20 protein-coding genes are annotated in these 22,984 nt (G+C 61.3%); 7 read left to right on the top strand and 13 right to left on the bottom strand.

Annotation, left to right across the window (positions count from 1 at the left end; translation table 11 throughout):
- The first annotated feature begins 67 nt into the window (after positions 1-67).
- Positions 68-529 (top strand): MarR family winged helix-turn-helix transcriptional regulator, encoded by a 462-nt coding sequence (locus AC1DUY_RS26670; protein ID WP_478118235.1) that lies wholly within the window; start codon positions 68-70, stop codon positions 527-529.
- On the opposite strand, the gene AC1DUY_RS26665 is transcribed toward AC1DUY_RS26670, so the two are convergent.
- From AC1DUY_RS26665 to AC1DUY_RS26645, 5 genes are all read right to left on the bottom strand, one after another.
- Complete coding sequence (locus AC1DUY_RS26665) at positions 530-2,842, bottom strand: xanthine dehydrogenase family protein molybdopterin-binding subunit (protein ID WP_478118233.1); 2,313 nt, start codon at positions 2,840-2,842, stop codon at positions 530-532.
- The gene (locus tag AC1DUY_RS26660) at positions 2,839-3,318 is read right to left on the bottom strand and encodes a (2Fe-2S)-binding protein (RefSeq protein ID WP_089267129.1); all 480 of its coding nucleotides are present in this window, start codon (positions 3,316-3,318) and stop codon (positions 2,839-2,841) included. The genes AC1DUY_RS26665 and AC1DUY_RS26660 overlap by 4 nt, the downstream gene beginning before the upstream one ends.
- Complete coding sequence (locus tag AC1DUY_RS26655) at positions 3,315-5,669, bottom strand: xanthine dehydrogenase family protein molybdopterin-binding subunit (RefSeq protein WP_478118230.1); 2,355 nt, start codon at positions 5,667-5,669, stop codon at positions 3,315-3,317. The genes AC1DUY_RS26660 and AC1DUY_RS26655 overlap by 4 nt, the downstream gene beginning before the upstream one ends.
- Complete coding sequence (locus AC1DUY_RS26650) at positions 5,666-6,523, bottom strand: FAD binding domain-containing protein (RefSeq protein ID WP_478118228.1); 858 nt, start codon at positions 6,521-6,523, stop codon at positions 5,666-5,668. Before AC1DUY_RS26650 ends, AC1DUY_RS26655 begins: the two co-directional genes overlap by 4 nt.
- Before the next feature lie 156 nt (positions 6,524-6,679).
- The gene (locus AC1DUY_RS26645) at positions 6,680-7,876 is read right to left on the bottom strand and encodes an NAD(P)/FAD-dependent oxidoreductase (RefSeq protein WP_478118444.1); all 1,197 of its coding nucleotides are present in this window, start codon (positions 7,874-7,876) and stop codon (positions 6,680-6,682) included.
- Between the two features lie 378 nt (positions 7,877-8,254).
- Here AC1DUY_RS26645 and serA point away from each other — a divergent pair, with 378 nt between their 5' ends.
- Positions 8,255-9,517: a phosphoglycerate dehydrogenase gene (gene serA / locus AC1DUY_RS26640; protein ID WP_089267132.1), complete on the top strand. Its 1,263-nt coding sequence runs from the start codon at positions 8,255-8,257 to the stop codon at positions 9,515-9,517.
- Between the two features lie 38 nt (positions 9,518-9,555).
- The gene (gene dusA / locus AC1DUY_RS26635) at positions 9,556-10,551 is read left to right on the top strand and encodes a tRNA dihydrouridine(20/20a) synthase DusA (RefSeq protein WP_478118226.1); all 996 of its coding nucleotides are present in this window, start codon (positions 9,556-9,558) and stop codon (positions 10,549-10,551) included.
- A 5-nt stretch (positions 10,552-10,556) separates the two neighbouring features.
- Here the strand turns inward: dusA and AC1DUY_RS26630 are convergent, their stop codons facing one another.
- The 4 genes from AC1DUY_RS26630 to AC1DUY_RS26615 all read right to left on the bottom strand — a co-directional run bounded on the left by AC1DUY_RS26630 (position 10,557) and on the right by AC1DUY_RS26615 (position 13,999).
- Positions 10,557-11,069, bottom strand: coding sequence for a TIGR02281 family clan AA aspartic protease (locus AC1DUY_RS26630; protein WP_439076777.1), 513 nt, complete (start codon positions 11,067-11,069; stop codon positions 10,557-10,559).
- A 10-nt stretch (positions 11,070-11,079) separates the two neighbouring features.
- Entirely contained in the window at positions 11,080-11,298 is a 219-nt protein-coding gene (locus AC1DUY_RS26625; protein ID WP_068730727.1) for a DUF1289 domain-containing protein, read from the bottom strand.
- A gap of 45 nt (positions 11,299-11,343) precedes the next feature.
- A complete protein-coding gene (locus AC1DUY_RS26620) occupies positions 11,344-12,945 on the bottom strand; it encodes a sensor histidine kinase (protein WP_093758930.1) in 1,602 nt (533 codons plus the stop codon).
- 184 nt (positions 12,946-13,129) lie between these two features.
- Positions 13,130-13,999: an NAD(P)-dependent oxidoreductase gene (locus AC1DUY_RS26615; RefSeq protein WP_231080950.1), complete on the bottom strand. Its 870-nt coding sequence runs from the start codon at positions 13,997-13,999 to the stop codon at positions 13,130-13,132.
- A gap of 313 nt (positions 14,000-14,312) precedes the next feature.
- Here AC1DUY_RS26615 and AC1DUY_RS26610 point away from each other — a divergent pair, with 313 nt between their 5' ends.
- The 4 genes from AC1DUY_RS26610 (at position 14,313) to AC1DUY_RS26595 (ending at position 19,149) form a co-directional block, all read left to right on the top strand.
- Positions 14,313-15,494, top strand: coding sequence for an Mrp/NBP35 family ATP-binding protein (locus AC1DUY_RS26610; RefSeq protein ID WP_478118225.1), 1,182 nt, complete (start codon positions 14,313-14,315; stop codon positions 15,492-15,494).
- Positions 15,495-15,697: 203 nt separating this feature from the next.
- On the top strand, positions 15,698-16,786 hold the full coding sequence (locus tag AC1DUY_RS26605) for a TRAP transporter substrate-binding protein (RefSeq protein WP_184515671.1): 1,089 nt from the start codon (positions 15,698-15,700) through the stop codon (positions 16,784-16,786).
- Positions 16,787-16,998: 212 nt separating this feature from the next.
- Positions 16,999-18,213, top strand: coding sequence for a hypothetical protein (locus tag AC1DUY_RS26600; RefSeq protein WP_478118223.1), 1,215 nt, complete (start codon positions 16,999-17,001; stop codon positions 18,211-18,213).
- Positions 18,214-18,399: 186 nt separating this feature from the next.
- Entirely contained in the window at positions 18,400-19,149 is a 750-nt protein-coding gene (locus AC1DUY_RS26595) for a 2-keto-4-pentenoate hydratase (protein ID WP_478118221.1), read from the top strand.
- Between the two features lie 5 nt (positions 19,150-19,154).
- Here AC1DUY_RS26595 and AC1DUY_RS26590 read toward each other — a convergent pair whose 3' ends face one another.
- The 4 genes from AC1DUY_RS26590 to moaA form a co-directional block, all read right to left on the bottom strand.
- On the bottom strand, positions 19,155-19,502 hold the full coding sequence (locus AC1DUY_RS26590) for a GFA family protein (protein WP_184515675.1): 348 nt from the start codon (positions 19,500-19,502) through the stop codon (positions 19,155-19,157).
- A 42-nt stretch (positions 19,503-19,544) separates the two neighbouring features.
- The gene (locus tag AC1DUY_RS26585; RefSeq protein WP_120290994.1) at positions 19,545-20,954 is read right to left on the bottom strand and encodes a TRAP transporter large permease; all 1,410 of its coding nucleotides are present in this window, start codon (positions 20,952-20,954) and stop codon (positions 19,545-19,547) included.
- 75 nt (positions 20,955-21,029) lie between these two features.
- Positions 21,030-21,566 (bottom strand): TRAP transporter small permease subunit, encoded by a 537-nt coding sequence (locus AC1DUY_RS26580; protein ID WP_089267141.1) that lies wholly within the window; start codon positions 21,564-21,566, stop codon positions 21,030-21,032.
- 186 nt (positions 21,567-21,752) lie between these two features.
- On the bottom strand, positions 21,753-22,784 hold the full coding sequence (gene moaA / locus AC1DUY_RS26575; RefSeq protein WP_120290996.1) for a GTP 3',8-cyclase MoaA: 1,032 nt from the start codon (positions 22,782-22,784) through the stop codon (positions 21,753-21,755).
- Between the last annotated feature and the right edge of the window lie 200 nt (positions 22,785-22,984).

The raw sequence follows: 22,984 nt of genomic DNA, 5'->3' as shown, positions 1-22,984 counted from the left end.
ACCAAAACTTCAACTGTCGCGGCAACCGAAGATCGTTCATAACTAGCAGGAGATCATCGGGGACGACATGGCGCAGAAACCGACCAAGCTGAAGGCCCTTCCGGCCGCGGAGACGCCGCCGGACTATGTCCTCGACTCCCAGGTCGGCTTCCTGATGCGCGTGGCGATGCAGCGCCACACCTCCATCTTCATGTCCAACATGATCGAGGATCTGACCCAGACGCAATTCGCCGTGCTGGCGAAGCTGCATGAGGTCGGCCCGAGTTCACAGAACCATCTGGGGCGGCTGGTCTTTCTCGATGCCGCGACCATCAAGGGGGTAGTGGATCGGCTGGGCCTGCGCGGCTTCATCACCACCGGCAGCGATCCCACGGATCGTCGCCGTCGTGCTGTGTCTTTGACCGAGAAGGGCACCCGTGTGGTCGATGCCGCCATCCGCGTCGCCGCGGAGGTCAGCGCCAAGACGCTGCGACCGTTGACGGCCGAAGAGCAGCGCACGCTGACGCGGTTGCTGAAGAAGATTACCTGATCACATTTTGCTATTGAGCAGCGCCTTGATCCGTTGCGGCGAGACCGGCAGCTGCGTGATGGCGCCGGGCTGGCCGAGCGCGTCGTCGATGGCCGCTGCAATCGCTGCGCCGACGGCATTGGTGCCGCCTTCGCCGGCGCCCTTGAGCCCCATCGGGTTCAGCGGGCTGGGCGCATCCTCGGAAATGATCACTTCGACATCAGGTACTTCGCGGGCCGTCGGCATCAGATAGTCGGCGAAGGTTACCGCCAGCGGTTCACCGCGGTCGTCGTAGGTGAACTCTTCATAAAGCGCACCACCAATGCCTTGGGCCACGCCGCCAACGATTTGGCCATCGACCAGCATCGGGTTGATCGCTTTGCCGATGTCATAGGCGACAAGATACCGCTCGACGCTGATGCCGCCTGTATCGCGCGCCAGCGAGACCACGGCGACATGGACGCCGTATGGGTAGGTCATATGCTTGGATTCGAACGACGCTTCGGCGAAGAGGCCAGGTTCGCTATCACCGACCAGATTGCCTCCCGGTTCGAGCGCCTTTGCGATCTCGCCGAGCGTCATCGATGGGCCGGTACTGCCATCAAGGCGGACAATCTCGCCATCGACGATGTCGAGTTGATCGGCCGTCAACTGCATCAATTCAGCTGCGGCCGCGAGAGCCTTGTCGCGCAGCTTCAGTGCGGCTTGCCGCGTCGCTTCGCCTGTCATCACGGAGACGCGCGAGGCGAAGGCGCCGAGGCCTCTGGCGATACGGTTGGTCTGGCCGTGGATCACGCTGACATTGTCATAGCTGGCGCCGAGTTTCTCTGCGCAAATCTGAGCGATGACAGTTTCGACGCCCTGGCCGACCGAAGCGGCGCCGGTGACGACTTCCACGAGCCCGTCGGTCCCCACATTGATCCGCACGTCGTCGAATGGGCCAAGACCGCTTTTCTCGACGAACATGGCGACACCGGAGCCGACCAGTTCGCCTGCCTTGCGCCGCGACGTAATCTGCGTCTGCAGGTCGTCCCAGCCGATGCCATTCAGCGCCTTGTCCAGCAACTTCGGATAGTCGCCTGAATCCAGCACGATGTCGGTGCCGAGCGTTTCCAATGCACGCGTGACCGGCATCTCGCTGGTCGCGATGAGGTTACGGCGACGGACCTCGACGCCGCTGATCCCCACTTTGGCCGCGACCGCATCCAGCAAGCGTTCGCGCACGAAAGTGCTCTCATAGCGGCCGGGCGCGCGATAGGTGCCGCCAGGCGTCTTGTTGGTCAGGCGGATATGGCCGAGCACGCGATAAGCGGGAATGCGATAGGGGCCGGGTAGCATCGCAGCGGCGAGGTCGGGCACGGTGGCGGCATGCGTGCGCATGTAGCCGCCCTGATCGTGGAAGAACTCGTTGTCGATCGCCAGAATATTGCCGTCGTGATCGATCGCCGCGCGGATGTGATGGGTCTGCTGCCGCGAGTGATTGGCCGCGATCAGATGCTCGCGGCGATCCTCGATCCATTTTACCGGGCGGCCGAGGCGCAGCGCGGCCAGACACACCAGTACGTCCTCGGGATACATCTCGCCGCGAATGCCGAAGCCGCCGCCGACATGGCCCTCGAACAGATTGGTGTTGGCAGCGGTGCGGCCAAACATTTTCGCAAGCTGGTCGCGATTCCAGTGCGGCACTTTCGCGGCGCCGTACATTTCCAGCATGTCGGTCTCGGCGATATAGCGGCCGATCGCGCCGCGCGTCTCCAGGGGAACGCCGGAATGACGGCCGATGGAGAGCGAAAGGCTGACTATGGCATGCGCATTGGCGAATGCTCCATCGACGTCGCCATAACCTTTCTCGATCAGCGCGGTCTCGGTCGGTAGTCCGTCGCGGAACTCGCCGACCTCGCCATCGGCCTGAAGGATCACCGGCAGTTCTTCTATCTCGACGTCGACATGCTCGGCGGCATCTTCGGCGAGATAGGGGTCTTCGGCGAACACGACGGCGACGGGATCGCCGACATAGCGCACCTTGTCCTTGGCCAGAATAGTCTGGCGATAGGCGGCGAGCTGCTCCAGCCGGGTCAGGCGAAAGTCGATTGGCGGGATCTCGGAGACATCGGCAAAGCTCCATGCGGCGACCACGCCGGGAATGGCGAGCGCCGGCGCGAGATCGACCGAGACGATATTGCCGTGGGCGTAGGTCGAGCGCACCACACGCATATGGAGTTGGTTCGGGAAATTGATATCGGCGGCAAACTTGCCCTGGCCGCGCAGCAGCGGGCCGTCTTCCTTGCGAGTGACGGATTGGCCAACCAGTCCCGGTTTGGCGGCAGCAGTCACGACTGGCGCATCTCCACCGCGGCGGCGCGGACCGCCTTGATGATGTTCTGGTAGCCGGTACAGCGGCACAGATTCGACGACAGCACGTCGACCAGATCATGGTCGGAAATATCCGGTTCGCGCTCCAGCACGCCGACGGCAAGCATCAGGAAGCCGGGTGTGCAGAAGCCGCATTGCAGGCCGTGGTTCTCCATGAAGGCGCGCTGCATCGGATGCATCTCGTCGCCATCGGCGAGGCCTTCGACGGTGCGGATCTGCTTGCCGTCCGCCTGCTGCGCAAACATCAGGCAGGAGCGCACCGGTTCGCCATTCACCAGCACCGTGCAGGCGCCGCACACGCCGTGCTCACAGCCGATATGCGTACCCGTTTGACCGCAATCCTCGCGGATCGCGTCGGCGAGGGTCCGGCGCGACTCGACGCAGATGGCGTGGGACTGGCCGTTGATGATGAGGGTGATGTCGGTCTTGTCGCTCATGCAAGTTTTCCGTTGCTTGGCAATTTTCCGCTTGCGCGCAGCGCCGCACGAATGCGCTGCGGCGTTGCCGGCATTTCGTCGATGGAGATTCCGAAGCAGGACAACGCGTCGTTGATTGCGGAGATCACCGCTGCCGGCGCGCCGATGGCGCCGCCTTCGCCGAGGCCCTTGGCCTTGGTGATGGAGTTACCGGTCAGGGTCTCGATGTGATGCAACTCGATCTCGGGAATTTCGTGCGTCGTCGGCGGTAGGAAATCCGCCAGCGTGCTGGTCAGGATGTTGCCGGTCTCGTCATAGATGATCTCTTCCAGCAGCGCGTTGCCGATGCCCTGAGCGACCCCGCCATGGACCTGACCATCGGCGATCATCGGATTGATGATCAGCCCGGCATCCTCCGCGACCAGAAATTTCTCCATCTCGACGCGGCCGGTCTCGATATCGACCTCGACAATCGCGACATGGCAGGCGTTGGAGAAGGTGCCCGACGGATCGTAGGTGCCGGTCTCGGTGAGGCCCGGTTCGATCTCGCCCTTGAAGATGTGGGTCTGGTGATAGGCCGCACGCGCCATCGACGCGATGGTGACGGAGCGATCGGTGCCGATGACATGCGCCGATCCGGATTGCAGCGTGATGTCCTCGGGCGCGGCTTCCAGCAGATGGCTCGCCATCTTCAGCAGTTTGGCGCGGATCTTTTGCGCGGCGAGCAGGCTGGCGCCGCCCGACAGCACCAGAGAGCGGCTGGCAAACGTGCCCCAGCCATAGGGCGAGCGGTCTGTGTCGCCGTGAACGACCTTGATGAATTCCGGATCGATGCCGATCTCGTCGGCGATGATCTGCGCCAGTGATGTGCGCAGTCCCTGGCCATGCGGCGACGAGCCGATCCGCGCTTCGACGAAGCCCGAGGGATCGATGGTCAGATACACGGTCTCGAAGCCCGGAGTGATCTCCATCCCGCGTGCCGCGAAAGCCGGGCTGCCATAGCCAGTACGCTCGGAGAAGGTGGCAAAGCCGATACCGAGATAGCGGCCGGCATCGCGCGCGATCTTCTGGCGCTTGCGGAATGCGTCGAGGTCGATGGCCTTGATGGCCATCTCCATGGTTTCCTTGTAGCTACCGTCATCGAAGACGAGCCCGGTCGCCGACGTGTAGGGGAACTTGTCGATCAGATTGCGGCGGCGCAGTTCGGTGGGCTCGATGTCGAAGGCGGCGGCCGCCTTGTCCATGAGACGTTCGAGCACGAAGGTGATGACCGGCCGCGAGACACCGCGATAGGGCGCCATCGGACAGGTATTGGTCATCACGCCGCGCGAGCGACAATCATAGGCGCGGACGTCATAGGGGCCGGGGAGTTCGGCCAGCGCCATCAAGGGCTCGACGCCGCAGGTTGTCGGGAAACAGGAATAGGCGCCGATATTGGCGACAATGTCGCCGCGCAAAGCGAGCAGCTTGCCGCTCTTGTCGAATGCGCCTTCGAGCTGCACATGTTGATCGCGGCTGTGAAAGCTCGCAATCAGGTTTTCGCGGCGATCCTCGGTCCAGGCCACGGAGCTGCGTAGTTTGCGCGCCAGCCACACCAGCAGCACATATTCCGGCGCCAGCGACATCTTCTGGCCGAAGCCGCCGCCGACGTCGGGCGCGACGACGCGCAAATCGGATTCGGGAATGACGAGGATGTCACAGATAGCGGTGCGCGTCAGATGCGGCATCTGGGTGGTGCAGGTCAGCGTCACCCGCCCGGTCGATCCGTCATAGGAGGCATGACCTGCGCGGGCCTCCATCGGCGTCGCATTCTGACGGTGCGAGCGCGCTTCAACATGCAGCACCTTGTGTGCGGTCTTCCAGATATCCTCGAAGCCGGGTGTCGCGATGCGACCCTCGACGATCACGTTGTGGTCGGTGTCGGCGTGAACCAGCGGAGCATCTTCGGCAAGCGCATCCATCGCATCGATCAGCGGTGCGCCTTCGGATATTGCGACCTCGACCTGATCGGCAATGTCCTCCGCCTGATCCTTGCTCGGCGCGTAGACGGCCGCGATGGACTCACCTGTGAACCGCACGACTCCATCGGCAAGGATCGGCTGACCCACGGCGACATAGTTGAACTTGCTCAGCATGGGCCGGATCGGCTTCAGCTTTGCGAGGTCCTTGGCCGTGACGATGCCTGCGCCCTCCGGTGCCGTGATATTCTCGATCGTTCCGGCGGCCACGCTGCTGCGGACGAAGCGCACCCAGTGTGTGGCGGGCATATCGGCAGTGAAGCGGCCGCGACCGGTGACGAGGGCGGGATCCTCGAGCCGGCGGATCGAGCGCCCAACCCAGGTCGTGCCGGTGCCCTTGGTGTGGATCGTCATTGCGTCGACCGCTCCAGCGCGCGGCGCGTCACGGCGCGGACCAGATCGCAGCGATATTCGGCCGTGGTCTGAATATCCTCCAGGGGTTCGATTGCATTCGCTGCGGCTTCACCGGCGGCGACGAACAGGTCCGGCGAGGGCGCGTTACCGTTCAAGACATCTTCGGCTTCGAGAATGCGTCGCGCGCGATCCTCGGCACCGCCGATGCCGACATGCGCATGGGCGATCACGCCATCGACGAGACGATAGGTAACGAGTGCGGCAGACATCGCAAAATCGCCCGCACGGCGGCTGAATTCATAGAAGCCGAATTTGGTATCGTCGGGCAGCAGCGGCAAGCGCGCTTCGGCGAGGAACTCATCCTCGGCCAGCGATGTCGACATGATGCCTTCGAGGAAATCGGTGACCGGCACGATGCGTTCGCCACGCACGCTCTTCACCACCAGACTGGCGTCCAGTGTTGCCGCGACGAGGCACCATTCCGATGCAGGGTCGGCATGGGCGAGGCTGCCGCAAAACGTGCCGCGCATGCGGATTGGATAATGCGCGATGTGGCTGACCACGAAAGCGAGGAGCTTACCGAGCGGACCGTCGATGACAGGCTTGTGGAATGCGCCGTGGCGCACCCGCGCGCCAATCGAGAGATAGTCGCCGTCGACAGCGAGGCGGTCGAGCCCTTCGACCTCATTGATATCGATCAAGTGTGCTGGCCGCGCCATGCGGAACGCCATGATCGGCACCAGGCTCTGGCCGCCCGCCAGAATGCGGCCATCGAGCGGCGCAAACTCGGCCAATGCACTCACAACTTCATCCACGGTGCGTGGGACGTGTCGCGTGAACGGCGCCGGCTTCATATGGAAAACCCCGGGCAGGAGGGCCAAAATTCACTTGTATGCTAACAATCGTCTTTTGGAAGTCAATCAGTGTCGCTGACGCAAAACGGGGCGTTCGCCGCCTGCGTTTTGATCACACGGGGATAGCTGAATTCGCCGAGTCGAGCGCGCTAAGTTTCAGGCGATATCGCGCTGCAGCGCGAAGTCATCCAGCAATGGCGAGCGTTTGCCCGCGATCATCCCGCCGATCAGTTGCGCTGCAAGATAACTGAAGGTGATGCCGTTCCCGCCATAACCATAGGCGGCATAGAGATGCGGATGGCCGGGCACGGGTCCGATCAGCGGCAGGCCATCGCGCGTGGTGTCGAAAGTGCCGGCCCAGCGATAGTCGATGGCAAGTTCGGCGCGTGGCCAGAGTGATGCGAGCTTCTCCTTCAGCGCACGTGCCTTGGCAGGTATCAGGGCATCGCGTGCATCGGGATCGATGATCTCGTCGCTGTCTTCGCCGCCGATGATGATGCGGCCGGATGCGGTGGTTCGGGCGTAGAGATAATCCTTGCTGTCTTCCCAAATCAGCACGCCGTCGCGCCAGAGTCTGTCCGGCTGCGGCTTCGTCGCGATCGCCCAGCTCGAAGAGGGTTTCTGTACCGTTGTGTGCACGATATCGGGCATCACATAGCCGGTGGCCAGCACGACGTGGCGGGCCTCGATGGTGTGGCCGTCCGTCAACTGAACGCCGACGGCGTGGCCTGCGGAGTCAAACGTGGCCGTCTCCGCCTCGAATAATCGCGCGCCGCGCGCTGTCGCGACATTCAGCAGCCCCAGCGCCAGTTGCAATGGATCGGAATCTGCCGAGTCCGGCGAGATGATGGCACCCGCCCGGGCAATGTCGTATTCGGACAGGAGGGTCTTGTGATCGAGGAGTGTGCCGGGCAGGCCGGCGCGCGCGCGAAGCGCGTGTTCCTCGATCAGCCCTTTGGCACTCTCGCCTGCGGCAAGATAGAGCGAGTCCTTCGCGCGCATGTCACATCGCAGGTTGAGCGTCCGGACCAGCGCCTTCAATCCATGGACGGCGTCATAGCTGGCGCGATAGGCACGCGCGGCGCGCTCATAGCCATAGAGATGTGTTAGCTCCTGCAGCGATCGATCGATCTCCCACAGCAGCATCGACGTGCTCGCTACTGTACTGCCGCGCCCAGGCAATTCGCGATCGACGATCACCACATCCAGTCCCTGCCGCGTCAGTTGCTCGGCCATCAGGGCGCCGGTGATACCGCCGCCGACGATCAGGGCATCGCATGTGATGTCTTCGGTGAAGGGCTGGCGGGGGGCATGCTGCAGGCCGGCAAACCACGGCGAACGTCCGCCGCGCAAATCAGCGTGCTCGGTGGTATCGGGATCGAGATCGGAAATGGGGCACCATGAGGCTGGGGAAGCAAGGCGCTGTCCGCGCCTCGTACTGAAGTCACGTGACAATTTCCCGGGTCCTGTTCCGTTCCCTGGGGAACGCGCGGGTGCGCAGGCTGCTCCAGATTCTCGCAGGCCGCAGCGCGGTCCCGAGCCGGCTTCTCTATGACCTTGGATCAGAGATAAGTGATTTCAATGAGTTAGATACCCGTAGCAAGATCGGCGCGGTGACGTTAAACAGGCGCCAAACCAAACCAGACGATGTGAGCCGGACCAACCGGGGCTTTACCGCTCCAGCGTGGTTTCTATCTCATTCATTGCTCAAAGGACGCCGCGACCGTGACCATGAACAGCCTGCCTTTGCCGCAGCTTTCCCTCCCGAAAGACAAGATCAAAATCCTTCTGCTCGAAGGCGTGAACGACAGCGCGGTCGAGCTGATCGAGGCGGCGGGCTATTCGAGCGTGACGCGGCTCTCCAAGGCGCTCGGTGGCAATGAGCTGAAGGAAGCACTCAAGGGCGTACACATTCTCGGTATCCGGTCGCGCACGCAGATCACCCAGGACGTGCTCGATGCCGCGGACCGGCTGATCGCGATCGGTTGCTTCAGCGTCGGCACCAATCAGGTGGATATCGACGCGGCGCGCCGTAGTGGCATTCCGGTGTTCAACGCGCCGTTCTCGAATACGCGCTCGGTTGCCGAACTGGTGATCGGCGAGATCGTCATGCTGTTCCGCCGGATCATCTCGCGCTCCAATCTGGCGCATGAAGGCGGTTGGGAGAAATCCGCCAATAACAGCTATGAAGTGCGCGGTAAGACGCTCGGCATCGTCGGTTACGGCAGCATCGGCTCGCAGCTCTCGAACCTGGCGGAAGCACTGGGCATGCGCGTGATCTTCTACGATCACACCGATCGATTGCGTCACGGCAACACCGAACCTGTAGGAAGCCTGCAGGAACTGCTAGCGCAGAGCGATGTGGTCAGCATGCATGTGCCGGAGACACCGGCCACGCAGGGGATGATCGGTCGCGACGAGTTCGCCGCCATGAAGGACGGCGCCTATTTCATCAACAACAGCCGCGGCACCGTGGTCGATCTCGATGCGTTGGCCGATGCACTGCGCCAGGGCAAATTGCGTGGTGCGGCCGTCGACGTATTCCCCGTCGAGCCCAGCTCCAATCAGGAGCGCTTCGTGACCCCACTGCAGGGTCTGGAGAACGTCATCCTTACGCCGCATGTCGGCGGCTCCACCGAAGAAGCTCAGGAGCGCATCGGCGCGGAAGTCGCACGCAAACTGATCGACTACAGCGACAGCGGGTCGACTATGGGTACGGTGAACTTCCCGCAGGTACAACTGCCGGCGCGCCCGTCAGGTACCCGATTCATCCAGGTCCAGCGCAACGTTCCGGGCATGCTGGGACGGCTGAACGAGGTGCTGGCGCGCCATGCGGTCAACATCGCCGCGCAATATTACGAGACCAACAACGACATCGGCTATGTCGTCCTCGATGCCGATGCATCGGCGGCGGATAGCGAGCGGGTGCTGGCGGATATTAGGGCGCTGGAAGGTACGATCCGCGCGCGCTTGTTGTATGAATACAAGGACTGAGCCCTGGTTCTGCTCAACGAACGACATGGAATAGACGCTTGAAGCACGAGGACATCCGTTTCTCCATCGCCCCGATGATGGACTGGACCGACCGGCATTGCCGCGTCTTCCATCGTCTGCTGTCGCGACGGGCGCGGCTCTATACGGAGATGCTGACGACGGGCGCCGTGATCCATGGCGACCGTGCGCGGCTGCTTGGCTTTGACGACAGTGAACATCCGGTGGCGCTGCAGCTTGGTGGTTCGGAGCCGGCGCACCTCGCGGAGGCTGCGAAGATCGGCGTGGATTTCGGCTATGACGAAATCAACATCAATGTTGGCTGCCCCTCGGATCGTGTGAAGGACGGGCGCTTCGGGGCGTGCCTGATGGCCGAGCCGGATCTGGTGGCGCGCGGTGTGGCCGCGATGAAGCAGGCCGTGGACGTGCCGGTCACCGTCAAGTGCCGCATCGGCATCGACGATCAGGATCCCGAAGTCGCACTCGATACGCTGGCACGCGCGGTGGTCGCCGCCGGCGCCGATGGCCTGATCGTGCATGCGCGCAAGGCGTGGCTCAACGGCCTGTCGCCGAAAGAGAACCGCAACATTCCGCCGCTGAACTACGATCGCGTCTATCGGCTCAAGGCGGCAATGCCCGACGTGCCGATCGTCATTAATGGCGGCATCATCGGCATCACTGAAGCCGCCGAACATCTGGCGCATGTGGATGGCGCGATGCTCGGCCGCGCGGCCTATCAGGAGCCGTGGCGGCTGCTGTCGGTGGATCCCGAATTGTTCGGCGAGCCCGCGCCGCATGCGACGATGAAAGACGCCTTCGCGGCGATGATGCCCTATATCGAGGATCAACTCGCGCAGGGCACGCGGCTGCATTCGATCACCCGGCATTTTGTCGGCGCATTCCACGGCGTGCGCGGCGCACGCGCATTCCGGCGTTATCTGGCGGAGAATGGCGTCAAGCATGGCGCCGGCATTGATGTGCTCCGGGAAGCCATTGCACAAGTTGAGGACGAACCTGCGGTGTCCGAAGCGGCCTAGTCTGGTTACGGATAGCCGCGCAGCATCAGTCTGTCGGCGCGGACTTCCCAGCTTTCCAGGCGATCGAGAAAGCTCATTCCCAGCAGGTTGGTCTTCATCTGCCCACGCGGCACCACCAGCGCCGGGACGGATCGCTCGACGAGTTTGCCGACCGCCAGACGATCCAGCGTCAATCGCGCCGCCTTGGTGCGGCCGCCCGCAGTCTCGACGTCGACATTGTAGTCGAGCAATTCGAGCGGCAGGCCCGCGGCCTTTGCGGTTTCATAAGTCAGCACCACCGAGGTTGCGCCGGTATCGATCACCATCGCCGTCTGGACGCCGTTGATCTTGGCCTGAAGTCCGAATTCGCCCGTATTGCCGCGCGGGACGTCGACCAGCCGCAGTGGCGGTGGGCTTTGCTTGCGCAAAATTTCTGTGACGAGATTGCCGGCCTTGGAAATTTGTTTGGGATCGCCATAGGCGAGGGCGGCGCCCGCAGTCGCGACGATGACGATGACAAGAAGAAAAACCCGGCTCATGGCGAGCCTCTCAGGTGGCCGCGGATGTCCTCTTCGCTGCGTATGTTGACGAAGGCTCCAGCCCCGCCTCGGCCATGCGGGCCGGCAGCAGTGCCATCGTATCCAGACGCTCCGCGCTGTCCATTTTTCCCCAGCGCGCGATCTCCGGCAGCGTGCGTCCGCAGCCGAGGCAGAGCTTGGTCTTGGGGTCGATGAAGCAGACTGCGATGCACGGCGTTTCTTTGCTCATCCAGTAATATTGAAGCGGATCGGCTCGCTTGCGCAAGCGTCGAAATCACAGCCCGGTTCCTGCATTCATGATGGGTTTGTTACGGGCTCGGCGTTTTTCGTCGGCGACGTTCATCTCGTAATCGGGTTGCAGCGGTGGCCCATCGGGCGCCATCGGAGCAAGCGCGGACATCACACGCTCCGGCGGGAAAGTGATGATCACCTCGGTGCCGATCCGCAGTTTCGATTTCAGCGTGAATGTGCCGCCATGCATGTCGATCAGGCTCTTGGCGATCGGCAGACCGAGACCGGCACCCTGTTCGGCCGATTTGATCGAGTTCGATCCCTGGCCGAAGGAGGCCAGCACGATCGGGATCTCGTCTTCGGCGATGCCCGAACCGGTGTCCCTGCAGCTCAGATACTGGCCGCCGGAGGCGGTCCAGCCGACTTTGAGCCAGATCTCGCCGCCCTGCGGCGTGAACTTGATCGAATTCGACAGCAGGTTCAGCACGATCTGGCGGCAGGCGCGCTCGTCGCCCCAGACCCGCGGCATGCCATGTTCGAATACTTCGTGGATGGTGATGCCGCGGCTCGATGCGCGCAGCTTCAGGAGGTGATGGCAGTCCGCGACGACATGCACGAGCGACACGGCTTCTTCGTTCAGCTCGTAGCGGCCGGCTTCGATGCGTGACAGATCGAGGATCTCGTTGATGAGATTCAGAAGGTGCACGCCGGAATTATGGATGTCGGCCGAGTAGTCCTTGTAGACCGGCACGGCATGGCCACCGAAGATCTCGCTCTTCATCACTTCGGAAAAGCCGAGAATGGCGTTCAGCGGCGTGCGCAGTTCATGGCTCATCTGCGCGAGGAAGCGCGACTTGGCGACATTGGCGGCTTCGGCGCGGTGGCGCGCTTCGTCGGAGATAGCCTTGGCCTGTTCGAGCTCGCCGATCAGGGCGTCCTTCTCGGCGCGGGCTTCCAGTGTCGCGAGCGTGGTCGAATGCAGCCGCTGCGCCAGCAGAGCGAAATAACCCTCGGCGGCGACAGCCAGAACGGCCAGCACGTAGTTGTCGAAGGTGCCGCGCAGGATGAAGCTCAGCGCTACGCCGAGGGTCACCGGCGCGGTGGCGGCAAAGGCGGCAATCGGCAGGCTTGCGGCGAGCATGCTGGAGACCGCGACCACTAGCAGCATCAGGAACATCATCAGCGAATTGGAGACGACGTCGACGCCGGTCGGATGCACGAGGATCACCGTCCACGACAGGCCGTAGAGCAGATCCAGAAAGATAAAACGCAGCCGCCATTTATGCGTGCTGCTGGGTGTCGGTGTTTCCGCCAGATAGCGATTGCAGGCGCGCAGGATCACCGCGTGAATGCACAGCATTCCGCATGACCATGCGGCGGCCGGCAGCGGCTGCATCCAGAACCCGAACAGGATGCCTGTGCCGACCACCAGCAGCGTGATGACGAGCGAGGCGGAGAGGCGGGTCTGGGCGTATTGGCGGAGCAGTTCGCGATCGAAAGCGGGGCGCGTTCCCGATGTCGAGGTCAGCCGGTCGCGCGCTTCGCGCACCCGCTGTTGCGCCGCCCGGCGATTGCGCGGCGGAACAGCGACGGGCGTTTCAGCCGGAAGCTGGACGACCTCGGGCCTGGCGGCGGGCTCACTCATCACTCGTACACAAATCCTGCACGCAAACGCGCGCGGTTTTTCACAGACCCTATCTGTGCCGCACAATCATTAAGAGGTGCCTTAAAGAACGAAGTAATCCGGTTAATATTCAATAAAAATGGTATCGACGGAGGGCGCCTGTCGGGCGCCGCTCCGCCGTGATTTGTTCAGGAAACCTAGATGGTTACCGGGGCAATCTTGCCAAGAGGCTTGAAGTGTCCCACCGCTTGCCACCGAGCGCTTCTACCTCGCCGTAGAACTGATCGACAGTGGCCGTGACCGGCAGGCTGGCACCGTTGCGGCGGGCCTCGGCGAGACAGATCGAGAGGTCCTTGCGCATCCATTCGACGGCGAAGCCGAAGTCGAATTTTCCGTCATTCATGGTCTTGTGACGGTTCTCCATCTGCCACGACTGCGCGGCGCCCTTGGAGATCACCTCGACCACCGCATTCACATCGAGACCGGCCTTCTTGGCGAAGTGAATGCCTTCGGACAGCGCCTCGACAAGGCCGGCGATGCAGATCTGGTTGACCATCTTGGTGAGCTGGCCGGAGCCCGCGGGGCCGAGCAGCTTCTGCATCTTGGCGTAGGCGGTGATCACCGGTTCGACCTTGGTATAGGCCGCTTGGGTGCCACCGCACATTACGGTCAGGGCGCCGTTCTCTGCGCCAGCTTGGCCGCCCGACACTGGCGCGTCGATGAACTGGAAGCCGGCTTTGGTCGCCGCGGCATCGAGCTCGCGGGCCACTTCGGCGGAGGCGGTGGTGTGATCGACGAAGATCGCGCCCTTGGTCATGCCGCTGAATGCGCCGTCGGCGCCGATGGTGACCGAACGCAGGTCGTCGTCATTGCCGACGCAGCACATCACGAAGTCCTGGCCTTCGGCAGCCGCTTTTGGGGTCGGTGCGGACTTGCCGCCGAACTTCTCCACCCATGCTTTGGCCTTGGCTGCGTTTCGGTTGTAGACGGTGACCTCGTGGCCGCCCTTGGTGGCAAGGTGGCCGGCCATGGGGAAACCCATGACGCCGAGACCGATAAATGCAACTTTGGCCATGTCCGTACCCTTTGGATGCTGTCGGCTTTGCTGCCGAACGTCGACTGTTGGGAAGTGAGGCGCCGCCCTGGTTCGTGGCGGCGAGATCGCTGGTGATGAGGAGCGCCAGCATAGTCGCTGCACAGGACGCGGCAAAGCCCCCGTTACCACTCATGGCTGCAGCCGCCTATGGTGCGCTGCAAAAGAAAATCTGGTGCTGGTCTTGTGCCAGAGCAATCTCGGAATTCTCAACATAGCCTAGAAACGGCATGGACTTAGGGCGGAAGTTCTCTATCTGTGCGGTCTAGTTTGTCCGTCGATCGGGAGACACGCATTGAGCGTTTCGCAGCAGCAGGTTCTGGATGGTCTGGCCAAGGTGACATCGCCGCGCGGCGTGCCGCTGATCCATGCGGATGTTTTGTCCGAGATCGTCGTGACCGACGGCAAGGTGCTGTTTTCGATCAATGTGGACGCCGCTGAAGCGCGGGCCTGGGAAAGCGTGCGCGCGCAGGCGGAAGCCGCGGTGCGGGCGATCCCTGGTGTTACCGGTGCAATGGTCGCGCTGACCGCCGAGCGCAAGCCGGGCAGCGCACCGCCTGCGCCGCAGCGCCACGACCACGCAGGACATTCCCATGGTCCCGGTGGGCATTCGCATGGTCCGCAGTCCGGCGGCGTGCAGCCGGTCTCGGCGCATCGCCCGCATGCGAACCCGGCCAACTCGCCAATGTCAAAACAGGCTGAAATTCCTGGCGTTGCCGCGATCATCGCGGTGGCCTCGGGGAAGGGCGGTGTCGGCAAGTCCACGACGGCGCTCAATCTGGCGCTGGGCCTGCGCGATCTCGGCCTGAAGGTCGGTCTGCTCGACGCAGATATCTATGGTCCTTCGGTGCCGCGGCTGACCGGCATCAATGAAAAGCCTGTTCTCGACGACAACAGGAAGATGATTCCGATCGAACGCTTCGGTCTGTCGATCATGTCGATCGGCTTCCTGGTCGAGGAAGAGACCGCGATGATCTGGCGCGGGCCGATGGTGATGTCGGCGATCACCCAGATGTTGCGCGATGTCGCCTGGGGTACGCTCGACGTCCTTATCGTCGACATGCCCCCCGGCACCGGCGATGCACAACTCACGCTGGCGCAGAACGTGCCCCTGAAGGGTGCTGTGATTGTCTCGACGCCGCAGGATCTGGCGCTGATCGATGCGAGGCGCGGCCTTGCGATGTTTACCAAGGTCAATGTGCCCGTGCTCGGCATCATCGAGAATATGAGTTATTTCCAGTGCCCGGAATGCGGCACGCGCTCCGACATTTTCGGCCATGGCGGCGCCCGTCATGAGGCAGAGCGGCTCAAGGTGCCGTTCCTCGGCGAGGTGCCGCTGCATATGTCCATCCGCGCGATGTCGGATGCCGGCACGCCGGTGGTCGTGAGCGAGCCCAACGGCCCGCATGCGGCGATCTATCGGGCCATCGGCACGCAGATCCGCGACCGGTTGCAGGGCATTATTGCGGCAGCGTAAGCCGGCCGATGGCCGGGGCCGAGATGTCGCATAGAACTTTCGTTCAATTGGGCTGGCAACGACGTTCGTCGTGTTTTCCGCGGCTGAATAACCGTGTTAGACAGCCTCTGCACCAGAGCGTCTTCGGTTGAATCGCGCAACGATTTGCCGCTGAATATGCTCAAAGGAATTCTAGGGAAAACGCCCGCAAAAGGAGAGCTTGAATGAAGCGTCGTGAGTTTTTGAAGGTTTCGACGGCCGGCGCCGCGGTGGCCGCCGTTGCCTCGCCGGCGATCGCGCAGTCCGCGCCCGAGGTCAAATGGCGCCTCGCATCGAGCTTCCCGAAGTCGCTCGACACCATCTATGGCGGCGCCGAGATGATGGCGAAGCAGGTCGCCGAAATGACCGACAACAAATTCCAGATCCAGGTCTTCGCGGCCGGTGAACTGGTCCCCGGTCTGCAGGCGCTCGATGCGACATCGAACGGCACCGTCGAAATGTGCCACACCGTGTCCTACTACTATGTCGGCAAGGATCCGACCTTCGCGATCTTCGCATCGGTGCCGTTCGGTCTGAACGCGCGCCAGCAGAACTCCTGGTGGTATCAGGGCGGCGGCGAACAACTCGGCAACGAGTTCTTCAAGAAGTTTGGCGTCATCGGTCACCCCTGCGGCAATACCGGCACCCAGATGGGCGGCTGGTTCCGCAAGGAGATCAAGACCGTTGCCGATCTCTCCGGCCTCAAGATGCGCATCGGCGGCATCGCCGGTCAGGTACTGCAGAAGGTTGGCGTTGTGCCGCAGCAGCTCGCGGGCGGCGACATCTATCCGTCACTGGAAAAAGGCACCATCGACGCTGCCGAGTGGGTCGGTCCCTATGACGATCAGAAGCTCGGCTTCCAGAAGGTCGCGAAGTACTACTACTATCCAGGTTTCTGGGAAGGTGGCCCAACGGTCCACGCCTTCACCAACCTCGAGAAGTACAATGCGCTGCCGAAGAGCTATCAGGCGATCCTGACCAATGCCTGCGCCAATGCCAACAGCTGGATGGCCGCTCGTTACGACATGCAGAACCCGGCGGCGTTGAAGCAGCTCGTCGCGGGTGGTACGCAGCTGCGTCCGTTCACCAACGAAGTTCTGGATGCATGCCTCAAGGCCACCAACGAACTCTGGGCTGAAATCTCCGCGAAGAACGCCGACTTCAAGAAGTCGATCGATGCGATGCAGGCCTATCGTTCGGACGAATATCTGTGGTGGCAGGTCGCTGAATACACCTTCGACAGCTTCATGATCCGCTCGCGTACCCGCGGCTGATCTTAAGCCTCGATCAAACATGAAGCCCGGCCTTCGCGAGAAGGTCGGGCTTTTTGATATTTGCGTTAGGATATTTCGTTAGCGCCGCGGCGTGATAAAGCATTCTCATTCCGCATTGACTATTCGATAAATCGAATTATGCGTCTGCTTTATGCCACTTGGCAGCGCTACCTGTTTAATTTTCAGAACAAGAAAATTGGAAGGGGTGCAACGTGAGAAAAAAGCAAAGCGTTCAATTAGTTTTCAATAGCGAAAAGAATTCTCATGAACAGGCTTTAACTGAACTACTTCAAGGCGCAGATCGAATTGATTGCGTCGTGGCATTCGCGAAAGTTTCGGGTTTCAACCTGATAAAAAGCTCTCTAATCGCGAGCCTGAAAAATGGTCTTAAGGCGAGATTTTCCGTTAGCTTAGACTTCTATCTGACTGATCCAGATATTCTGCAGAGATTGTTCAATCTGCATAAGAAGTATGATCTCGAACTTTATGTCAGTCGTTCTAGGTGGACCTTCCATCCTAAGGTTTTTGCAATCACTAGTAAGACCGGATTTGCGCTACTGGTCGGTTCTGCAAATTTCACGTCCGGTGGTTTGAGGGACAACTATGAGGCCTCAACCTTGTCCGTAGATACGAGCGGCGTTCTTGTCCGCGAGTTTTCTGCACATGTCGACGACTTGATCATTCAGGAAGAGCTTGTCGAAGCGACGCCTGACATGATCGAGGACTATAAGCGCTTATATAAATTGTATCGCGCAAATCAAAATCTCGCGGAAATGCGCTTTAAGAGGATAGAGCGCGAGCCCGCGGCTGGTATCGATATCCTTGAAGGATTTCTTCGGGACATGAAGCGTGATCGCTCTGAGCAGGGGTTTGAGGAGCAGCGCCGCCTTCGGCGAAACACTCAGCAAGATGCCTTAAGAATAATCAAGGCGCTGGCTTCAACCCAAAAGCTAACACAGCAGTCTTTCGCAAGACAATATGAGCAGCTTTTAAGCACCTTTCATTCCGGTGGTTTGCATCGTGGCAAAAACATTGTCGCAAAAAATGCTGGGAAATTTAAGAAAGCGCTGGTCGCAGTTCTTCAACTAAGAAATCCGTCTCCGGCAGTTGCGTATCAGTTGCTGTATGAGCAATTCCAACAAATTCCTCGGGCTGGGGTTAATCTGCTAACGGAGATATTGCTTGCCTTGGATAGCAAACGCTTCGCGATCATGAATCAGAACGCTGTATCGGGTCTATCAAGAGCCGATATTCTCACTTTTCCTGCGAAGCCGAACAAGGAGAATGTGAGTCCGGAGACTTATGCTCTATTTTGCCAAGAGGCACAGCTAGTCAGAGATCAGTTGCGGCTGAATGACTTTCTTGAACTGGATGCCTTGTTTAATTACGCATATTGGCGGCACGATGAGACAGATGAGAACGGATAGCAAATGCGATTTGAGATATCGAGTATGGCTTCGATAGTTTCATGATCCGTTCAGGCACTCGCGGCCTCGCGAGAAGGTCAGGCTTTTTTGTTGGGGCACGCACGCATGCCGCGCGGTATTGCCGGGCACGGAAATCCGCTAAGTCTCATGGACGCCGCAGAGCTTTTATCCTTGAGAGATGCCGTCATGACCGAACCCGAGATCGCCGTAGCCGCCGACATTCTTGCCGAAGCGCGCCGCAACGGGACGCAGATCGAAGGACTTCCGGTAACGCCGTCTTCGGTAGGAGAGGCGCACGAGATTCAGGATCGCGTGGCCACTCTCGTCGGACAGCCCATTGGTGCCTTCAAGGCCGGTGCGCCGCCCGAGGGCGAACCGACACGTGGTCTGATCGAAGCCCGGATGATCCGTTCGAGCCCGGCGCATATGTCTGTGGCTGAAGTCCCGCATCTTGGCGTCGAGGGCGAGGTCGCCTTCCGCTTTACCCGCGATCTGCCGGCGCGCAGCGCGCCCTACACGCGCGATGAGGTGGCGCAATCCGTGGCCGTGCTGCCGGCCATCGAGGTGGTCTCCAGCCGGTTTCGGGAGCCGACGAGCCGGCCGCGGTTGGAGCAGCTCGCCGATTGCGGGATCAATGGCGGGCTGGTGCTCGGGCCTGAGATGGCCGACTGGTCACATCTCGATTTGCCGAACCTGCACATCACGTTTGTTGTGAACGGCGAGACGGTGCTGGAGCGCAAAGGCGGCCATCCGACCGACGATCCGCTTGCCGCTGCAATCGCGCTGGCCAATATGTGGCGGGATGCCGGAGGCTTGAAAGCAGGGCATATCGTCACGACAGGCAGCTGGACCGGCATGCCGTTCCTGAGGCCCGGCGATCACTGTGTGGTGCGATTTGAAAAGCTCGGCGAGGCCGAGATCATGTTTGTCGGCTGATCGCGTTAGCGATCCTTGCCATCGAACTGCTGGATATCCAGAGCGCTCAGATCGACCGCAGGCAAGCAGCGCACATTGACCGATGCCATCATCATTCCGTTGGGCGCTTTTCCTTCGCCGAACGGGGCAATGCCGCAGGTGCTGCAGAAGTGATGCTGAATGGCGTGGTGATTGAACGTATAGGTCGACAGGTTTTCTTTTGCGGTTTTCAGCACCAGTTTGTCGCGTGGAACGAAAGCGAGCAGGCCGCCGCGCCGCCGGCACATCGAACAGTTGCAGTCGATGGCCGAATTGAAATCGCCCTCGACTTCAAAGGCGATGTTGCCGCAATGGCAACTTCCTTCATGCAGCATCGGTTATCCCCTGATCGTAAAGCGCGATAGTAACGTCATTCGCTATTTTGCTGGTCCGAAGTCCGGCATCGCCGGCATCTCGATCTGCGGAATCTCGATCTTCACGTTGGACGTATCCACAGCCGTGTTGTCGATCCAGTAAGTCACGAGACCGGGCCAGTAGATCACGATGATCACCAGGATGATCTGCATCCCGACCCATGGCAAGGCGCCGAGATAGATATCGCGGCTCTTCACTTCGGGCGGTGCAATGCCGCGCAGATAGAACAGCGCGAAGCCGAACGGCGGATGCATGAATGACGTCTGCATGTTCACGCAGAGCAGCACGCCGAACCAGACGAGATCGATGCCGAGCTTGGCCGCGACCGGAGCCAGCAACGGGATGATGATGAAGGCGATCTCGAAGAAGTCGAGAAAGAACGCCAGGAAGAACACGAAGATGTTCACGAAGATCAGGAAGCCGATCGCGCCGCCGGGCAGGCCGGTGAGCAGATGCTCGATCCAGCGCGCACCATCCATGCCCTGGAAGACGAGGCTGAAGCAGGTCGAGCCGATCAGGATGAACACCACCATCGAGGTCAGGCGCATGGTCGATGTCATCGCCTGGTCGATCAGCGGCCAGGTCAGGCGGCGATGTAGTGCGGCGAGCACCATCGCGCCGACCGCGCCCATGGCGCCGGCTTCGGTGGGCGTCGCGAGGCCGAGGCCAATGGTGCCGAGCACGAGGAAGATCAGCACGATCGAGGGGATCATGCCCCACAGCACACGGCTGATGAGCTTCCAGTTCATGGGCTCGCGCGCATGTTCCGGGATCGGCGGCATCGCGCTCGGCTTCAGGATCGACAATACGACGATATAGAGAATGAAGATCACGACCTGGATGATCGAAGGGCCGATGGCGCCGAGATACATGTCGCCGACCGAACGGCCGAGCTGGTCGGCGAGTACGATCAGCACCAGCGACGGAGGGATGAGCTGCGTGATGGTGCCCGATGCGGCGATGACGCCGGTGGCGAGCTTCATGTCGTAGCCGTAGCGCATCATGATCGGCAGCGAGATCACGCCCATGGCGATGACCGAAGCCGCAACGGTGCCGGTGATGGCGCCGAGCACGGCGCCGACCAGGATCACCGCATAAGCGAGACCGCCTGGGATCTTGCCGAACAACTGGCCGGTGCCTTCGAGCAGATCTTCAGCAAGGCCGCAGCGCTCGAGGATTGCGCCCATGAAAGTGAAGAACGGGATCGACAGCAGCAGGTCGTTCGAGATCGTGCCGTAGAAGCGGAACGGCAGGGCCTGCAGGAAGGACGGATCGAAGTGACCGGTGAAGATGCCGAGAATGCCGAAGAACAGGCCGACCGCGGCCAGCGAGAAGGCGACCGGGAAGCCGAACACCATGAAGCAGATCATGGTGCCGAACATCAGCGGGGGGAACACGCCGTAGGAAAACATCGGTGGTCCTGACTATCGAACTGGTTCTATCGAACGGATTGGTCAAAATGCGAGAGGCTGAAAAAGCGAACGCCGCTATTGCAGCGGCGCTTCGTAATGGGTGTCGATCTTGACGACGCCGGCGAGCGCGGCGATGCGCTTGGCGAGTTCGGCCACACCCTGCAGTAGCAGCAGACCAAAGCCGAGCGGCAGCACCAGCTTCACCGGCCACAGGATCAGGCCGCCCGCATTGCTGGAGACCTCCTGCGAATTCCAGGAATTCAGGAAAAACGGGAACGTCATGTAAGTGAGGTATGTCATCGCCGGCAGCAGGAAGATGCAGAGGCCGATGATGTCGATCCACAGCCGCGCGCGATCGGAGACGGCCGAATAGAGCAGATCGACGCGCACATGCTCATTGAGGCGCAGTGTCTGCGCCGCGCCGAAGAACACGATGCCCGCGAACATGTACCACTGGATTTCGAGCCAGCCGTTCGACGAATAGTTGAAGAGATAACGGATCGTGGCGTTGCCGGCGCTGACGAGGCAGGCAAGCAGCACGAGCCACTTGGCGATGAAGCCGAACACATCGCTCAGTGCATCGATCGCACGTGTGAATTTGAGTACGTCCACAGTTCCCCCCGAAAGTCGCCCCGCTGTCCGCTCATCACGTCTTTCTCACTGAGAAAGCGCAGCTTTTTCCGCTGGGCGAAAGAATTCGGCGGCACCATTTCAGCGCGTCATGCAATCGTCAATCGGAAATTGACGGTTTGTCGCAGGCCATTGGTCGAGGGGGAAGGACGGAGCACCGCCGGTGGGTTACCCCCCGGTCACGCTCATATGCCGGCTGACGCTCGGCCGGTTGTGGCGGCGATCGATGATGAAATCGTGCCCCTTTGGCTTCAGGCCGATGGCGCGGTCGATCGTGGCGTTCAGGAGGTCGTTGTCGGCGGAAGCGCGCAGCGGCTTGCGGAGGTCGGAGGCATCCTCGTGGCCCAAGCAGGTATGGATCGTTCCGGTGCAGGTGATGCGCACGCGATTGCACGACTCGCAGAAATTATGGGTCATCGGCGTGATGAAGCCGATCTTGCCGCCAGTTTCAGCAACGCGAACATAGCGGGCAGGACCGCCGGTATCGTCGGTCAGATCGGTCATCGTGAACTGACTGGCCAGGCGTGCGCGCAGCATAGACAGCGGCACATACTGGTCGATGCGGCCTTCGCCGATATCGCCCATCGGCATCACTTCGATCAGCGTCAGCGCCATATCGCGGCCGTGGGCCCATTCGATCAATGAGGGGATCTCGTCCTCATTCATGTTCTTCAAGGCAACCGTATTGATCTTCACGGCCAAGCCCGCTGCCTGCGCGGCGTCGATGCCGGCCAGCACCTTGGAGAGATCGCCCCAGCGTGTGATGGTGCGGAATTTTACGGGATCGAGCGTGTCCATCGAGACGTTGATGCGCTTCACGCCGCAATCGGCCAGTTCAGCGGCATATTTGGACAGCAGCGAGCCGTTGGTGGTCAGCGTCAGCTCTTTCAGCGCGCCGGTCTTGAGGTGGCGCGACAGTGAACGCACGAGGCCCATGACGTTGCGCCGGACCAGCGGTTCGCCGCCAGTGAGCCGCAGCTTGGTCACGCCCTTGGCGATGAATGCGGAGCAGAGCCGATCGAGTTCTTCCAGTGTCAGCAGGTCGGCCTTGGGCAGGAACGTCATGTCTTCCGACATGCAGTAGAAGCAGCGCAGATCGCAGCGGTCGGTCACCGAGACACGCAAATAGTTGATCCGCCGGCCGAACGGGTCGGTCATGGCAGAGGAGGCCAGGGCGGGGCTCAACTCGGAGACGGTCATTCAGATGCCTGACTGCAAAACATGAATTGCTCGCGCGGCGAAAAACGCCGCACGTTCAATCTAGTCACGGGTTGCAGCTGGCACAATCACGCCAACGTATATGTTTGGTGGATCAGCGGGGGGCGGGGAACGGCGAGCCCGCCGCAGATGCGGCGGCCGCCGGGGCCGCGGCAGGCGCTGCTGCACAGGCGCTGCTGCAC

It is taken from the genome of Tardiphaga sp. P4_G1 (assembly GCF_056401215.1).
This window is presented reverse-complemented; position numbering and strand designations above follow the sequence as displayed.

What these genes read in the sequence shown, in the direction of transcription:
- AC1DUY_RS26670 (WP_478118235.1), top strand. Translation starts at nt 68, where the DNA reads ATGGCGCAGAAACCGACCAAGCTGAAGGCCCTTCCGGCCGCGGAGACG.
- AC1DUY_RS26585 (WP_120290994.1), bottom strand. Translation starts at nt 20,954, where the DNA reads ATGTTTTCCTACGGCGTGTTCCCCCCGCTGATGTTCGGCACCATGATC.
- AC1DUY_RS26615 (WP_231080950.1), bottom strand. Translation starts at nt 13,999, where the DNA reads ATGGCCAAAGTTGCATTTATCGGTCTCGGCGTCATGGGTTTCCCCATG.
- AC1DUY_RS26605 (WP_184515671.1), top strand. Translation starts at nt 15,698, where the DNA reads ATGAAGCGTCGTGAGTTTTTGAAGGTTTCGACGGCCGGCGCCGCGGTG.
- AC1DUY_RS26590 (WP_184515675.1), bottom strand. Translation starts at nt 19,502, where the DNA reads ATGCTGCATGAAGGAAGTTGCCATTGCGGCAACATCGCCTTTGAAGTC.
- AC1DUY_RS26620 (WP_093758930.1), bottom strand. Translation starts at nt 12,945, where the DNA reads ATGAGTGAGCCCGCCGCCAGGCCCGAGGTCGTCCAGCTTCCGGCTGAA.
- AC1DUY_RS26630 (WP_439076777.1), bottom strand. Translation starts at nt 11,069, where the DNA reads ATGAGCCGGGTTTTTCTTCTTGTCATCGTCATCGTCGCGACTGCGGGC.
- AC1DUY_RS26660 (WP_089267129.1), bottom strand. Translation starts at nt 3,318, where the DNA reads ATGAGCGACAAGACCGACATCACCCTCATCATCAACGGCCAGTCCCAC.
- AC1DUY_RS26655 (WP_478118230.1), bottom strand. Translation starts at nt 5,669, where the DNA reads ATGACGATCCACACCAAGGGCACCGGCACGACCTGGGTTGGGCGCTCG.
- serA (WP_089267132.1), top strand. Translation starts at nt 8,255, where the DNA reads ATGAACAGCCTGCCTTTGCCGCAGCTTTCCCTCCCGAAAGACAAGATC.
- AC1DUY_RS26625 (WP_068730727.1), bottom strand. Translation starts at nt 11,298, where the DNA reads ATGAGCAAAGAAACGCCGTGCATCGCAGTCTGCTTCATCGACCCCAAG.
- AC1DUY_RS26650 (WP_478118228.1), bottom strand. Translation starts at nt 6,523, where the DNA reads ATGAAGCCGGCGCCGTTCACGCGACACGTCCCACGCACCGTGGATGAA.
- AC1DUY_RS26595 (WP_478118221.1), top strand. Translation starts at nt 18,400, where the DNA reads ATGACCGAACCCGAGATCGCCGTAGCCGCCGACATTCTTGCCGAAGCG.
- moaA (WP_120290996.1), bottom strand. Translation starts at nt 22,784, where the DNA reads ATGACCGTCTCCGAGTTGAGCCCCGCCCTGGCCTCCTCTGCCATGACC.